The organism is Solwaraspora sp. WMMA2080, from assembly GCF_027497395.1.
Taxonomy (GTDB): domain Bacteria; phylum Actinomycetota; class Actinomycetes; order Mycobacteriales; family Micromonosporaceae; genus Micromonospora_E.
Window position 1 is genome coordinate 4,150,954 of record NZ_CP114910.1, and the last position, 14,746, is coordinate 4,165,699.

Below are 14,746 nucleotides of genomic sequence, written 5' to 3' on the forward strand. Positions count from 1 at the left end.
CGTCGGTGCCGGCCAGCCTGGCGGCGGCGGTGGCGCCGATGATCCACAATGCCGGGGAGGAGGAGAAGATCTGTGCCGTCGGCCACGTACACCTCCTTGGCGGACATTCCCGACGTCGTCTGCGACGAACTGTCGCGGGCGCGCCGTGGGGTGATCATGCTTGCCGTTGACGGGTTGTCATATGACGCGGCGCTGGCGGCAGGCTGGCGGACCGCCGAGTTGACCAAGTTGGCCAGCACGTTTCCGAGCACGTCGACGACTGCGTGGCTGACCGCCATAACCGGAGTCGGGCCGGCGCAGCACGGCGTACCGGGGATGGTCTATCGCGTGCCCGGCCGTGGCACTCTGGTGTACGCCGTCACCGGCCGGGTGTTGGCGCAGGGGCCGGCCGACCCGGGCGGCGACCCCAGACTCGTGATCGAGCACCCGACCATCTTCGACCGGGCTGCAGGCGACGGCGTGCAGTGCCGCGCGGTGGCCCGGGAGATCGCCCACCTACCCGGCCCATGGGCGCAGGCGCTGCTCCGGGGCGCGACCGTCGTCCCGGCTGCACCGTCGGAGACGCTCGCCCGGCAGGCCCGCGACCCGGCGTTGCTGGTCGACGCCGCGATGAAAGAAGTCGACGAGCAGATCGGCGGGCAGGCCGGCGACGTGCGGCGGCGGCAACCGATGCTCCTGTGGACCTACGTCAACCTGGACGACTACCTGCACCGCCACGGCTACGACGAACGAGCCGTGGCGGCGATGGCCGAGCTGGGCAGCCGGGCAGCCCGGTGGGCGCAGGCCGGCTGGACGGTCATCGGCCACTCGGACCACGGCCAGGTCCGGTGCACCCCGGACGAGGACCTGGTGCGGGCCTGGGCCGCTCTGGACGATCCGGCACGGCGGCTGCTCCCGGCCGGCGGGGCGGGCCGGGTCCGGTGGCTGTACCCGGCCCCCGGCGACGAAGGCGAGTTTGGCGGCCGACTCGCTGCGGCACTCGGCTCCTCGGCTCGGATCGTGGCCACCGACGAAGCACTGCGGGACCGGGTAGGCCCGGTGATCGCGATCGCCGCAGACGAACGCTTCCCCGTGCCGGACACCAGCCTGAGCTGGGAGCACGGCGCCGACTCTCCTGACGAGACGGTGGTGCCGCTGGCGATCTGGCGGGGCCGCTGAGACTGCCGTGCCGCCAGGACACGCGGCGGCTAGGACACGGGGCTGCTATGAGGCGATGCCGACGGGCGAGACGTCAGCCGGCCGCTGCGGGCTCGTCTGGGCCCGGAACGGCAACAGCGCGGCCCCCACCAGGATGAAGACTGCAGCGACCGCGAAGTAGATCGGCCGGTAGCCGACTGTGCCGACGACCAGGGTGCCGACACCGATGCATACGGCGTACGGCGTATTGATGATCGCCTCAGACGCGACGATCGCGCGGCCCTGCAGCTCGGCGGAGGTGCGCCGCTGCACCAGGGTCACCTCGGCGACGAGAATCAGCGGCAACCCCAACCCGACCAGGACCGCCCCGGCTGCGACTCCGGTCAGGGTGGCGGTGCTGGCCGCCGCCAGGCCGACCCCGTTGAGCAGGAAGCCGGCGCAGGCCACGGTGTACTCGCCGTAGCGGCGCATCGCGGGACCGACCAGGAGACCGGCGACGACGCTGCCGGCACCCTGGACGCCCCCGAGGATCCCGATGATGGCGGTCGGACGCTGCAGCCCATCGCTGACGAGCGAGAACAGAGCCACGTTGATCATGCCGGCACCGCCGAACGCGACCGCGCTGGCGACGACGATCCGCCGGATGACCGGATGGCGGGCCACGTGCCGGGCCCCGGCGACGACCTCGGTCGCCAGCGAGCCCCGCTGCGTGGCGGCGGCCGACCGGACCAGATCCCGGGGCCGGCGCAGCAGCACCAGCGACGCGACGGACAGGGCGAACGTCGCGACGTCCACCAGGATGACCGCCTCTATACCGCTGGTGGTGTAGAGCGCGGCGCCGACGACCGGCCCGATCACCCGCATCCCCTGACTGAGGCTGCTGAGTACGCCGTTGGCGTTGCCGAGGCTGTCGTCGGGCAGCATCGAGTGCAGCAGTCCGCCACGGGAGGCCCGGTAGATCTGCCCGGAGCAGCCGTACAGGAAGGTGACGACGTACACCAGCCAGACGTCGGCCGCGCTGTCCACTGTCAGCAGTGCCAGGATCAGGACCGCCATCGCCCCGTCGTTGACCGTCATCAGCCACCGGCGCGGCAGGCGGTCCACCAGCAGGCCGGTCAACGGCGACAGCAGCACGGCGATCGCCATGAGCAGGAAGACCAGGCCGGCGGCGCTGGTGGATCCGGTGAGGTCCTTCATCCAGATCGCCAACACGATGACCATCATCGTGCTGCCGAACATGTTGAACGCCTGACCGGCAAGGAGCAGCCGCATGTTGCGGTCACGCAGGATGACGGGTCGCATCGATCTCCTCAGCCGCGTCGAGATCCTCAGGATCGGGCACCGGGACGACCCAGCCGGCCCGGTGCAGCATGTCGAAGACCCGGTCGGCGAACGCCACCGAGACAGGGAGTTCGCCGGCCAGCGCCGCCCACCACGCCGCGCTGCGGCGGCCACGCCGGCCGTCGACTGCTCGCAACAGCGTGAGTACGCGGGCGTGGCTGCCGCCCCGATCCTCAGCCAGGCGTTCGGCGAGCCAGGCGCGGTCAGCGTCGGTGGCGGCCAGCGTCCGGGGATTGACCGGGCCGAGCGCGGCGCGGGCCAGCACCGTACCCGACGCCTCGTCGTCGGCCGACGGCTCGACGCACAGCGCGCGGTCGGCAGCGGTGGCGGACACGTCGGCCAGCCAGCGCGCCGTACGGACGATCTCCCCGACCGGCACCCCGGCGTACGTCAGCGTGCTGACACACCTGCCGGCGATCTCGCTGCGGTGGGCCACCCGCCGGACCGACGCGGCGTCGCCGGCCGGGTCCAGCACCGGGCTGCCGTCGTCACGGTACGGATACGGTGCCGGCGGACGCTGCCGGCCGGGCAGCGCCGCCAGGATGTGCCCGGCGGCCCAGCCGGCACACGCGTCGGCGACGTCGGCGGCCAACGCCGGGTCCGCGCGCCCGCGTACCGCCGCCACGGTCGACGCCGCCACCGTGACGGTGCGACGCAGCTCAGCCGGGTCGACCATGTCGAGCGTGTCCGCCGAGGTGTGGTTGGCCCGGTCCGGCCAGTGCCCGAAGGACACCGTCGGGCACCCGGTCGGCGCATCCGAGACGAGCGCATGGTCGGAACCCCCGGAGAACGGCGCGGTGACCACCTGCCCCGGATCGCACGGCACCGCGCCGCTGTAGGACCGGGCCCGTGCCGGCACCAGTTCGGCGCAGCGTCCGGCCAGAGCCGGCAGAAACGACGGTACGTCGTCCGGCCCCCGCTCGATCACCAGCGAGCTGCCGCAGCGGTACGGGTCCTGCCCGGCCATGTCCACGTTGACCGCCAGGCTGGGCCGCGCCACGGCACCGCCGCCCACAAGATCGTGCAGGTACGCGGCGACACCGACGAACTCCGGTGCCCACAGGAAACGCAGATCCGGTCCGCCGACTGGCCGGGCACCGAGCAGCCGGGCGGTCGCGAGCAGCGCGGCGACGCCGGAGGCGTTGTCGTTGGCGCTGGGCCGGGGGTGGCACAGGTGCGCCGAGAGCAGGAACTCGTCGCCGCTGCCGTCGCCCGGCAGCACGCCGGTCACCACCGGCATGGTGGCCGTCGACCCGGCCACCGCCACCTCGACGGTGACCGCCTTGCCACGGTCGGCGGCCGCGCTGAGCCTGGCGAGCTGCGCGGCGGTGAGGCTGAAGCCGGCCAACGCCGTGCCGGGCAGCAGTTCCAGCCGGCCGACCTGGTCGGCGAGCCGGTCGGTCCGGGCGCTGAGCGGGTCTGCGGCGACCGCGACGGCGCCGCCGGCCGCCGCCCGCCGGGCGCATTCCGGAAACGGTACGCGGACGTCGTCCAGCAGCACGAGCGCGCCGGTCGGGTCGGTGCCGGCGCACATCGCCGACCAGCGCAGCAGTGGTGCGGCGACGCCGCCGGCGGGGATCGGTGCCGAGTACGCCGCGAGGGTGTACGGCTGTGCCGGGTAGTCAATCAGCGTCTCGCCGCCGTGCCGGAGGCTGGCCCGCACCGGGGTCCACGACATCGGGGCCTGGTAGGTCCACCACCGCCGGGCCCCGTCTGCCGGGAAGGTGTGCACGGTGACGTCGCGCAGGCCGGCGTCCGCCGCCCGCTGTGCGACGTACCCGGCCGCGGCGTGGATCCCGGCCGAGGCCTGGTAGCGGTCGTGCCGGGCGACCTCGGCGACGTCGACCATGGCAGCGTCGACGTCGATGCCGTCGTGCACCGCCGCGACCAGCTGGGGCAGTCTCATCGGCGGTCCGTCGGGGCGGCGGTGGAAGTGGCTGCGAACGCGGTGGTGAAGGCGGCCAGGCGGGCCTCGGACAGCGGGACCGACAGCCGCAGCAGCGCGCCCGGTGGGCCACCGGGTGCCAGCGACGGCACCTGCTTGGCGAGCACTCCTCGGGCGGCCAGGATCCGGCGTACCTCATCGTCGCCGGGCAGGACCAGCCACGGCAGCCGGGGGTCGGTCGGCAGCGGGGTGAGACCGGCGGCGATCAACTGCTCCTCGACGTACGGCTTCACCTGTGCGATCCGGTCCCGCAGTGCGGCCAGCGGATCCTGCTGGGTGAGCAGCGCGGCGGCCAGGTCCAGGGCGAGTGCGCTGACCGCCAGCGGCGGCGCCACCTGCCGGACCACATCGGCCAGGTCCGGGGCGGCGACGGCGTACCCGACCCGCAGCCCGCCTGCACAGAACCCCTTGGACATGCTGCGGATGACGACGGTGCCGGGCAGTTCGTCGGTGAGCGGGGCGGCGCTCCGGTCGGGCGGCAGGTAGGCACCGAGCGTCTCGTCGACGACCAGCACGCTGCCGACCGTTGCGCAGGCCTGCGCGACCCGGCGCAGCTGGTCCCCGGTCCACATCGGGCCGAGCAGGCCGGGCCGGTCGACGACGGTCAGCACCGGCCGGTGGTGGGTCACGGCGGCCACCGCGTCCGCCGGGTCGCGCAGCGACGTGGCCCGGACCTGGCCACCGGTGGCGCCGGGCAGTTCCGGATGGCCGGCCAGGTCGACCAGGACGGTGCCGCCGTCGCCCAGCCGGGCCAGCGCGTGCAGCAGGCCGGTGGCACCGGCGCCAGCGGTGACCCGGTCCGGCGGCAGCTGCCGGCCCGGCGGCCAGCGCAGGTACGCGGCGACGATCGGCGCGAGCCGCTGCGAGGCGTACGGGTCGGCGAGGTCGTAGCGGCGGGCCCGCTGGATCGCGGCCGGCCCGGCGGGCAGCGACGCCCACGCGGCGGCCAGCGCGAGTTCGACCGGTTCGGCCTCGTCGGGGGCGGCGCGCAGGTCGAGCGGCACCGGGGCGGGGCCGTCGCCGGGCAACGGGCCCGGTGGCGGGCTCGGCAACGGGCCTGGTGGCGCTGGCGCGCGGTGGCCGTCGAGCGCCGAGGCCACCACCGGTGCCGGTCGGGCGACGTACTGGACGTAGCGGGTGTCCATGGTCAGCGTGGCACCTGCGGTGAAGTCCGCGTCGGTCCGGGCCACGGCGAACCCGGCACGGGTCAGCAGGGTGCCCACCTCGGTCGGGTGGTAGAGGCGGACGTCGTCGGGGAGGACGGCGGTGGTGCCGTCCGGCCGGCGGACGATGACCCGGCCGCTGCTGCGTCCGGTGGCCGGGTCGTAGCGGCGCTGGAAGTGGAACGCGGTGCCGCCGATGTCCGCGTGTGCCTCGTCCCGGTAGTGCCGGGCAATAGCGAGCACATTGGAGTGGTCGAGGATCAGCAGACCGTCGGCGGGCAGCAGGCGGCGAACCGTGCGCAGCAGCCGGAGCTGGTCGGCGTCGGACCCCCAGCCGAACGCCTGTACGCAGATGGCCGCATCGACGTCGGGCAGCCCCCACCCGGGTGGCTGCGCGCCGAGCAGGTCCACCCGGCGCAGGTCGAGGGTGACATCGGCGGCGGCGGCGGCGCTCGCGGCCCGCTGCAGCGCGTACCCGGACACGTCCACCCCGATGACGTCGAAGCCCCTACGCGCCAGACCGACGGCGTGCCGGCCGACCCCGCAGCCCAGGTCGACCACCCGCCGGCCGGGTGCGTGGGTGGCCAGGACGTCCGCCAGGTAGGCGACCTCGGCGGCGGTGCGTTCGGCCGTGTACTCGTCGTCGGCGAACGTCCAGTAGTCGGCCGTGAAGTAGCGCTCGTACCACGGGGTCGGCGGCATGCCGGTCAGGACACGGTGGTGAGCTCGCGACGGGCGAAGAAGTCGCAGACGTCGCAGAGGTCCGGTGCGTTGGCGACACCTTCCTGCTGCAGGTAGACCCCGCCGCAGACGCGGCAGGCCGCCTCCATGAAGGGGAACATGTAGCGCTGCATGTTCTCGAACGCGGAGAACATGTAGTAGTCGATGCCCGGCCACAAATCGAGCAGATGGTCGGTCATTCCGTACGCCAGGGACCGCTCGTCGGGCCCGGTGGTGAACCGCCCCGGGGTGCCCTGCCGGTTCAGTTCCGGCGCGACCAACTCCAGGTAGAGCGTCAGTTCCTTCTTGGTGATCCGGTACAGCGGGAAGATGTACCGCAGGCCGCCGATCTGCCGGGTCGGGATGCCACCCATCCGGAATCCGCTGGTCATCCAGGTCACCATGCTGGCCAGCAGGTCGTCGGCGTTGAAGCCGAACGCCACCACCCCGGCGCCGCGCGCGTGTGCCTCCTCCTCCAGCATCCGCCGCAGCACCTGGTGGCCGATGACCATCGTCAGGTGGCTGCCCTCGTCGCTGACGATCTCGTTCATCGAGTCGACGAACGTGCCGCGTAGCCGGAACACCCGCTCCACGTCCGCCGCGGTGACGATGACCTGCTCGATCCCGAGCCGTTCGCCGGAGGCACGGGCGGCGGCGAAGGTCGCCGGCTCCTCCCAGTCGGGCAGGCCGGTGATGGTCACGGCCGTCATGTTCAGTGGCGGCAGCCGGTCCCTGGTCCGCTCCAGCAGGGTCAGGTAGGCGACGCTGTCCCGCCCGCCGGACAGCCCGACGATCACGTGGTCACCGTCGCGCATCACCTCCCGGGACAGGACACTGTCGACGAAGGCTTCCTCGACGTACTGGATGAAGGCGGGAGCGTCGAACTGCTCGCCCCGGACCTCGATGGCGCCCTTGTCGTCGAAAACGATGCTCTTGGTGTAGACCGGGTTGGGTACACCGTAGACCTGCCGTTTCGGGCGGCGCATCACATTCAGATCGTAATGCCGGACCTGCCGGACTTCGATGATGTCGTCGGCGCCGACAACCGTGGTGTCCTCCGACACCACCTGCCCATCGCGCCAGCTCAACACGGAGTTGACCGGGATGCCGTTGCGGCGTAACACGTCGACCAGAGGCTGCCCCGCCGTCGCAGCCAATTCCTCGGTCGTGCCGACCTTCGTGTGGTAATAGACTGACGCCATTGTGCAACCATAGATGCCCGCCGGTGTCCGGTACAGTGCGATCATGGGCCGTTCCATAGTCGTCGACCACTACGACGACCCCCGGGCGGCGGCGCGGGCCGGGTGGGAAGCGGTCGCTGGCAGCGGTGACACGCCGATCTTCTATCAGGACGGTTACCTGTCGGCGTACCACGACGCGCCGCTCGCGCCACTGGATCGGCTCGGCTACCTGATGGCCCGGGAACCGGCCGGGCGACCGGTGGCCGTCCTGCCGGTCGCGCTGCACCGCCTCGCCGACCCGATCGGCGGGCTCCGGCGCCTGCATCCCGGCATCGAACGGGACAGCGCGCTGCTCAGCCACGTCTGGCACTGCTACGACACCCAACTGCTCGGCGCGGTCGCCCGGACCGACGTGGTCACCGAACTGCTGGACACCCTGCGCCGGCTCGCCGGCAACTGGGGGGCCCGCTGGTACGGGCTGGTCAATGTGGACTCGTCAGGCCCGACGGCGACCGCACTCACCGCCGCCGGGCTGACCGGTCGGCACCTGGTGGACCGCTACTCCACCGACCTGACCGGCCTCACCTCGTACGAGGACTACCTTGCCCGACTGGCTCCCCGGCCCCGGGCCAACCTGCGCCGCAACGAGCGCCGGGCGGCCGACGCCGGTTTCGTCTGCGATGTGACCACACCGGACGGCGCGGACCTGGTCGAGATCGCCGAGCTGTGCGACCGGACCGCCGCCCGCTTCGGCAACGCCGGTTTCTACCCAACCGAGACGTTCACCCGGTTCGTCACCGCCCTCGGCCCGGCCGCGCACGTGCTCCGCATCCGTCAACGGGGCACGCTGGTCGCGGCCGGGGTGTGCCTGACCGACCAGCGCCGTTTCCACACCTGGACCTGCGGTGTCGAATACCGTGTCGACGGCAACGCCAGCCCGTACGCGGCGCTGTTCGCCGAGTCGGTCCGGCTGGCGCTGCGGCTGGGCCGCCCGATCCTGGAGGGCGGGCGCAGCAACGACGTCTTCAAACGTCGGCACGGGCTGACCGCCCGCCGGCTCGACGCCTACGTGATGCGGCTGTGAGCTACCGGCTACGCGTCCATTCGGGCATCGCCCCGCAGTGGGAGCGGTTGGCCGCCGACGGGCCGATGCTGACCACACCGGGCTGGCTGCGTGCGATGGCGGGCCGGCTCGGCGGGCGTACGCTCACCTTCGTTGTCGAACAGGGCGACGCGGCGTGCCTGGCCCTGCACGCCACCGTGCAGCCCGTCCCCCGGCCCGGTGAAGTGTTCGACCTGCACCATGTACTGGTCAGTGCGGCTCCCGCGCTGCCGCTGACCGACGCGTCACGTGCCGCGCGAGCCGAGTTGTCGAGGCGGGCCGCGCCCGAGCCGTCCCGCTGGACGCCGAACCTGCTGGTGATGCTGCCCGGCTACGAATGCCTCCCCGTCGGACCGGCGGCGAACAGCCCGGCCGCGCTCGCTGCAGCCGTCGACGGCATCCTGGACTGGGCCGCGGACGCCGGCATCGCGACGGTGGCGTTCCTCTACACCAGACCGGAGGCGACGGCGCTGACCGGTGCTCTGTCCGCAGCCGGGTTCGTGGCGATGCCACTGTCACTGACCTGGGAGCTTCCGGTGCGCGACGGCGGTTTCGACGCCTACCTGGCGTCGCTGCCCCGCAAACGGGCAGCGGAAGCAGGGCGCGAGCTGGCCCGGCTCACCGCCAACGGCGTACGGCTGCGTCATCTGCACGGCGATGCCATCCCCCCGGTCGTACCGGTGCTGGCCCGACTGCGCGGCCAGTTGGTCAGCAAGTACCGGGGCCGCTGCGACGAGGCGGCCGAGCGCGGCCGGCTGGAATCGCTGTTGCAGGATGTCGCCGGCGGCCGCGCCCAGGTGGTCCTCGCCGATGCCGGGGACGCCGTCGTCGGGTTCGCGCTGTTCGCACCGTTCGGTGACGAGTGGCAGTGCCTGGCCCTCGGCTACGACTACACCGATCGCCGGTCGAGGTTCGCGTACTTCGGCACGGCGTTCTACGGGGCGGTCCCGATCGCCTCGGCGCAGGGTGTCCGCCGGATCGGCTACGGACAGGGCGCGGCGCGGGCCAAACAGGACCGGGGATGCGTCGGTACGCCGCTGACGGCCTGGCTGCACTCGACCGATCCTGAGCTGATGGCCACGGCGCGGGCCGCCGCGTCGACGACCGTCCTCATCCCTGGACAGCGAACGTCCTGATCCCGGCGTCGGCGTCACCGGCGCGGCGCAAACCGGCGTGAGGTGGCAAGCACGAGGCGTTCCCACGGGTCGAGCCGGGCGCCGTGGACAGCGAGGAGGTCCTGCACCCGGGCCGGGTCGGGGCCGGGCTGGTCGGGGGTGAACTCGGCGGTCAGTATCGGCGCGAGGGGATGCCCGCTGGCCAGCAGCCCGGCGGCCTTCTCGCCGGCCCCGGCGGCGGCGAGACCGCTGAGGTCACCGGCCAGCAGGTCGGCCGCGCTGCGGCGGGCGGAGTCGGACAGCCCTGGCCAGGCCAGGGCAAGGACCCGGGCGCGCAGACCGGCCAGGACCTGCGGATATCCCCGGCGCTCGGCGGGAGCGCTCCGGCTGAGCAGATCGAGCAGGGTACGCAGGTCGGCCGGGTCGCCGCCGTCGTACCCGCCGCGCCCGCCGACGCCGGACCCGACGCCGAACTGGCTGTCGGTGAAGACCGCGCTCTCCCGTTGGGAGTCGGCAGGGGTGTCGGAGCTGTGCATCAGGGCCAGCATGACGTTTATGGAGCCGAGGTCGGCACGGATCGTGCCAGGGCTCGCGTCAGCAGGATCGCTCGCCCCTTTGGCCAGGCGCAGCCGGGCGTGGCTGGGGTGTCGCGGATCGGGCCGGACGTCGCGGACCAGAAGCGCCACCGTCGGGCCGAAGTCGAAGAGCTGGTCGACGAGACGGTAGAGGTACGCCTTCCACACCTGGGTGATGTTGCGTTCGTGGAACGCGTCCAGGTTGGCCGGCCGGTGCCACAGCACCCGCCACGCCATTGGCTGGAATCCCTGGTCGACCACCCGGTCCACGATCTGCCCGCCGAGGTGGCGGGCGAGGGCATCGGGGGCGAGCAGCATGAAGACCGTATGTTCCCAGTCGACTGCTTCACTCACGCGGAGGCTCCTTCGCGGCGGTATGGCGTCGGGTGTGGTCCTGGCCTGGTCCGGATGTGCTCCGGGCATGGTGCCGGGTGCGGCCCCGGACCCGCCGGCTGCCGCACCCGTCGTCTGTTTCAGGTCACCGCTTCTTCTTTTTCACGACCGGGCGCCGTGTGTGGACAGCTTGGCGGTTCATCCTGGCCTCCTTCCCGGGTCGAGCGCGGACAATCCGTCGGTCGGCGGATCAGCGAGCGGTTGCGCGGCCGGCAAGGAATGGTCACTTGCGGGTCGTTGTCGTCTTCTTCTTCACCCGCGGCCTGCGGCCGAACTTCATGTTCCGGTTCACCTTTACCTCCCTCCATTGGTAGTTGGTCTGCCGGGTGGGCCGCTGCGGGCTGTCACCCGCCGGTGGTGGCCACCACCAGTTGGTCCGCCATGGACACGGCGGCGTCGTGGACCTGCTGTGGGGAGGCCGCCGCGATCCGGTCGGCGTATTCGGCCACCGACCAGTCGACGCTGCCGCCCAGCAGAGCGTGCCGGCCCAACAGGAGAGTCTCGTCGAGGGAAGTCTCGGCATCGAGCCGGACCAGACCGGCAGCACGTCGGCGGGCCACCGCCACGCGGGCGTCGCTCCAGCCGTCCGCCACCGCCGACCGTGCGAGGTCGACGGCGAGCCGGGCCACCTCGTCACGGTGCTCGACAGCGGTGGTGATCGCGATCCGCCAGACGCCGGTGTCGTGGTAACCGCTGAGGTCGCCCCAGATGTCGTAGGACAGCCCCAGACTGGTACGCAACTGCTCGACGAGGACGGATGTGTTGCCCCCGGCGAACAGTTCCATCACCACCTCGGCGGCGGCGAGCCGCGGGTCAGCCAAGGAGAACGCGGGTCCGCCGAGCACCACGGCCGCGGTGTCGCCGGGCAGCGGATGATCCAGCCGCCGGGACCGTACGCCGGGAGCCATTGCCGGCAACGGGATGGGGAGCGCGGGCCGGTCGGCGCGGGCGCTCTGGTGTGTAACGGACAGGCCGGCGAGGGCGCTTCGCGCCGTCGCAGCGGTCACGGCGGCGGGGGTGACACCGCCGGTGACCACGACGGCGACTCGTCCGGCCCGCACGTGGCGGCGGGACCAGGCGGTGACCTCGGCGGCGGTGAGCCGGAGCGCGTCGGCGGGGCTGCCGCCGACCGGCCGGCCCATCGGGTGGTCGCCGTACACGGCGGCGAAGAACACGTCGTGGACGATGTCGGTGGGGTCGGCTTCAGCCAGGCGCAGCTCCTCGATGACCACCCGACGTTCGGCCTCGACGAGGACCGGGTCGAATTCGGTGGCCGTCGCGGCCTCGGCGAGCAGGTCCAGTACGGCCAGCGCGTCCACTGTCGGTACCCGCGCGTACAGGACGACGTAGTCGCGGGCGGTGGTCGCGTTGCCCTCGCCACCGTACGACTCGATCTCGTCGATGACCCGCATCTTCCGGCCGGGCGGCACCGCCTGCATGACCAGGTGTTCGAACAGGTGGGCGGTGCCAGGTGAGGTTTCGTCGCGGGATCCGGCGAGGATCCACACCGACACGGTGGTGATCTCGGCACCCGGCCGGTGACGGGTCAGCACCCGGATGTCGTCGTCCAACGCCCGCCCGACGATCTCGGCGGCGGCGGTCACGGGTTCGCTCCGGTGGTCGCCGGACTGGGCACCGGGCCGGACAGTTCCGCCACGGTGTCTTCGTCGACCTCGTCGCCGATCGTCAACAGGAACCTGCCGACCGGGCTGTCCACCCAGGCCAGCCGACCGCGCTCGTGCAGTGTGGCGGTGGGGGCGTCACCTCGCGGGGCGTCGTCCAGTGGCAGGCCGAAGGCCAGCACCCCGGCCCGGACGGACGCACCGGCGGAGAGCCGCTCGGCGGCCGCCGCCCAGGACCGCTGCTCGATCCGGGCGGAGGCACCTTTGATGTTGCGACGCTGCAGGTGGCGGGCCATGCCAGTGAGGGGACGGCGCAGCACGGCTGCACTGCGGATCGCCCGGCGGGCGCGGGTGTCCAGTTGGTTGCGCCGGGGCGGCGGTCGCAGTGGTGGCAGGCTCGTCCGCGCAACGAGCGCGGCGAGTTCGGCGTACTCCGGCCACAACCCGAGTGCGGTCAGCGCGCGGGTGAGTGTGATCAGCTCTTCCTCGGAGGCCGAGGCCACCAGCAGGCTGGCGTCGATCAGGTCCCGGGCCCGGAAGCGTTGCTCGAAGCGCTCGAACAGGAGCATCAGGGTGTTCTTCACCGCCGGTGCCCGCCACGGTTGCGGCATGGCGGTCAGCGGTGGCACACCGGCCAGGTCACCCAGCGACCACCAGGTGGCGATCTCCACCCCGTACGGCAGGACGAAGCGGGATTCGTGCGGGCGCCGCAGACTCACCATCATGTGCAGACGGTCGTTGAAACAGGCGAACGTGCCGGTGTGCAGGTCCCAGCCATCGTCGATGAGTAGACCTGCCGCTCGCCACAGAGCGGCCTCGGTGCCGGCGACGTAGTCGAGATCGTTCATGGTGCGACCAAGACCGGCCGGGTAGCGGTCGGCTACCTCCAGCCCTTTGATCGGGGTGAGGTCGCTGACGCGTGCGGCGAGCTCGGCCGCCACGGTGCGATAAAACGTGACCCGCGAGGTGGCCAACTCGAGATCGTTGGCAATCCCCGGGTCGAGGGTGACGCCGTCCGCAGCCCACGCGGAGTACAGGGTGGCGGTCAGGGACGGCTGTCCTTGGCGCAGTGCCGCGACCGCCTCGGCCGGATCCTCGAGCGGCTCACCGCAACAGACGCTCAACGCACTAAGGACATCGTCCGCCGACAATTGGAAGGTCACGGCACGGTGCTCCTCGCGGGCTCGGCGACGCCGGCGTTCGCACCGCACGGCGACGCCGAGCGCCCGACGGCGGTGCGCTAGTAGTTGGGCAGGCAGTCCGTGCAGGTCGTGCGGAACTTGACCACCTGGACCGCCTGGCGACGCGCGAGCATCTTCTCGACCCGGCTCGGAGTGAGCAGCGTGGGCGCGACAGCCGTGTCTTTCCTGACGCTAGTGGAATTCTTCACTTCATCCCCTTGCTAGGAAAAGTGGTGGCGTATTCAGCTGATCGTACGGATCTCGCCACACGCAGTCAATGCACAGATCTCAATCGCCAGCCAGGGATAGGGAATCGATCAGCACCAAACTAGTGAATGCCGGATAAAAGCTGGTAGTCACCCAAAACCGACCAATCACCGCCACCTAGGACGGGAGTCCTCAAGATCACTTGACGAAAATTCGGACGACACGCCGACGCCAGCCCGAATCCTCGTCAAGTGATCTTCACGCTACGCCCGGCGCGTCGAGCGGGGTGAGCCGGCCAAGGAAGTCGCCGAACGACCAGCCCATGCTGGTAGTGATCACCTGTCGCTCCCGCCAGGCGATTGCATCCGCCGTACCCGGGCCGGCCAGCAGGTCCTTCGGCAGGAAGCCGACGCTGCCCGGGCGGGGTTCCTTCAGCCGAAGCAGCAGCAGACCCTCCATCGGGACCGCGATGACAACGAAGTCCGTCGACAACTTCCCGACCCGCCACTCCCGCTCGGCGGTCAACAGGTCGAACGACGGATACTCCGGGTGCACACCCAGCAGCGGACGCCCCGGGAACAGCGTGAACGGCGCACCCGGCACCCACTGCGGCTCCACCGGCTGCATTCCGTTCGTCTGAGACAGCCAATCCCGGTAAGCCCAGGGCAGCGGGCGCCCCAACGCCTGCTCCAGTGCCTGCAACTGACCCTCATCGAGCGGGCCGAACGGCTGCCGCTGCGCCGGCCGCCAGCCGGTCACCGCCGTCGACTCGTCCACCACCGGCGGCGCCTCACCCGGTGCCAGCCGCCGCACCGTGACCCGCCACCGACCAGCGTTCTCGAAATGCGCCCCAGCGAAGTACCAGGTCTCGGCACCGATCGGGAACGTCTCCCCCAGCCGCAACAGGTACGTCGTTGAATCGGCAGACCCGGGAAAGGCCACCACCACCTGCGCGGTCACCGGCCGACGCGGATTCGCCCCGGCCGCACCGAGGCTGAACGTACCCATGTTCACCTGTGTGTTGTTCCGAACTACCAGCACATCAGGGTGCGACGGCACAATCC

11 protein-coding genes are annotated in these 14,746 nt (G+C 71.8%); 3 read left to right on the top strand and 8 right to left on the bottom strand.

Annotated elements, in window-relative coordinates; all coding sequences use genetic code 11:
- Positions 1–72 precede the first annotated feature (72 nt).
- Entirely contained in the window at positions 73–1,158 is a 1,086-nt protein-coding gene (locus tag O7543_RS18865; RefSeq protein ID WP_281552632.1) for an alkaline phosphatase family protein, read from the top strand.
- A gap of 45 nt (positions 1,159–1,203) precedes the next feature.
- Here O7543_RS18865 and O7543_RS18870 read toward each other — a convergent pair whose 3' ends face one another.
- Genes O7543_RS18870 through O7543_RS18885 form a run of 4 tightly spaced genes read right to left on the bottom strand, consistent with a single transcriptional unit; the run spans position 1,204 to position 7,508 of the window.
- Complete coding sequence (locus tag O7543_RS18870; RefSeq protein WP_281552631.1) at positions 1,204–2,439, bottom strand: MFS transporter; 1,236 nt, start codon at positions 2,437–2,439, stop codon at positions 1,204–1,206.
- Positions 2,417–4,384: a DUF4910 domain-containing protein gene (locus O7543_RS18875; RefSeq protein ID WP_281552630.1), complete on the bottom strand. Its 1,968-nt coding sequence runs from the start codon at positions 4,382–4,384 to the stop codon at positions 2,417–2,419. The genes O7543_RS18870 and O7543_RS18875 overlap by 23 nt, the downstream gene beginning before the upstream one ends.
- Positions 4,381–6,288 carry an aminotransferase class I/II-fold pyridoxal phosphate-dependent enzyme gene (locus tag O7543_RS18880; protein ID WP_281552629.1) on the bottom strand — a complete coding sequence of 636 codons (1,908 nt, stop codon included), beginning with the start codon at positions 6,286–6,288 and terminating at the stop codon, positions 4,381–4,383. Before O7543_RS18880 ends, O7543_RS18875 begins: the two co-directional genes overlap by 4 nt.
- A 5-nt stretch (positions 6,289–6,293) precedes the next feature.
- A complete protein-coding gene (locus tag O7543_RS18885) occupies positions 6,294–7,508 on the bottom strand; it encodes a hypothetical protein (protein ID WP_281552628.1) in 1,215 nt (404 codons plus the stop codon).
- Between the two features lie 43 nt (positions 7,509–7,551).
- On the opposite strand from O7543_RS18885, the gene O7543_RS18890 reads away from it, so the two are divergent.
- Together O7543_RS18890 and O7543_RS18895 are read left to right on the top strand one after the other, a co-directional pair.
- Entirely contained in the window at positions 7,552–8,571 is a 1,020-nt protein-coding gene (locus tag O7543_RS18890) for a GNAT family N-acetyltransferase (protein ID WP_281552627.1), read from the top strand.
- Positions 8,568–9,725, top strand: a complete 1,158-nt coding sequence (locus tag O7543_RS18895; protein WP_281552626.1) for a peptidogalycan biosysnthesis protein — start codon at positions 8,568–8,570, stop codon at positions 9,723–9,725. Before O7543_RS18890 ends, O7543_RS18895 begins: the two co-directional genes overlap by 4 nt.
- A 14-nt stretch (positions 9,726–9,739) precedes the next feature.
- Here the strand turns inward: O7543_RS18895 and O7543_RS18900 are convergent, their stop codons facing one another.
- The 4 genes from O7543_RS18900 to O7543_RS18915 form a co-directional block, all read right to left on the bottom strand.
- Complete coding sequence (locus O7543_RS18900; RefSeq protein ID WP_281552625.1) at positions 9,740–10,633, bottom strand: nucleoside-diphosphate kinase; 894 nt, start codon at positions 10,631–10,633, stop codon at positions 9,740–9,742.
- 383 nt (positions 10,634–11,016) lie between these two features.
- Complete coding sequence (locus O7543_RS18905; RefSeq protein ID WP_281552624.1) at positions 11,017–12,276, bottom strand: pitrilysin family protein; 1,260 nt, start codon at positions 12,274–12,276, stop codon at positions 11,017–11,019.
- Entirely contained in the window at positions 12,273–13,457 is a 1,185-nt protein-coding gene (locus O7543_RS18910) for a hypothetical protein (RefSeq protein ID WP_281552623.1), read from the bottom strand. The genes O7543_RS18905 and O7543_RS18910 overlap by 4 nt, the downstream gene beginning before the upstream one ends.
- Positions 13,458–13,940: 483 nt before the next feature.
- The gene (locus O7543_RS18915) at positions 13,941–14,741 is read right to left on the bottom strand and encodes a DUF6406 domain-containing protein (RefSeq protein ID WP_348650024.1); all 801 of its coding nucleotides are present in this window, start codon (positions 14,739–14,741) and stop codon (positions 13,941–13,943) included.
- Between the last annotated feature and the right edge of the window lie 5 nt (positions 14,742–14,746).

Coding starts and splice junctions, on each gene's coding strand:
- O7543_RS18870 (WP_281552631.1), bottom strand. CDS start 2,439: ATGCGACCCGTCATCCTGCGTGACCGCAACATGCGGCTGCTCCTTGCC.
- O7543_RS18875 (WP_281552630.1), bottom strand. CDS start 4,384: ATGAGACTGCCCCAGCTGGTCGCGGCGGTGCACGACGGCATCGACGTC.
- O7543_RS18880 (WP_281552629.1), bottom strand. CDS start 6,288: ATGCCGCCGACCCCGTGGTACGAGCGCTACTTCACGGCCGACTACTGG.
- O7543_RS18885 (WP_281552628.1), bottom strand. CDS start 7,508: ATGGCGTCAGTCTATTACCACACGAAGGTCGGCACGACCGAGGAATTG.
- O7543_RS18890 (WP_281552627.1), top strand. CDS start 7,552: ATGGGCCGTTCCATAGTCGTCGACCACTACGACGACCCCCGGGCGGCG.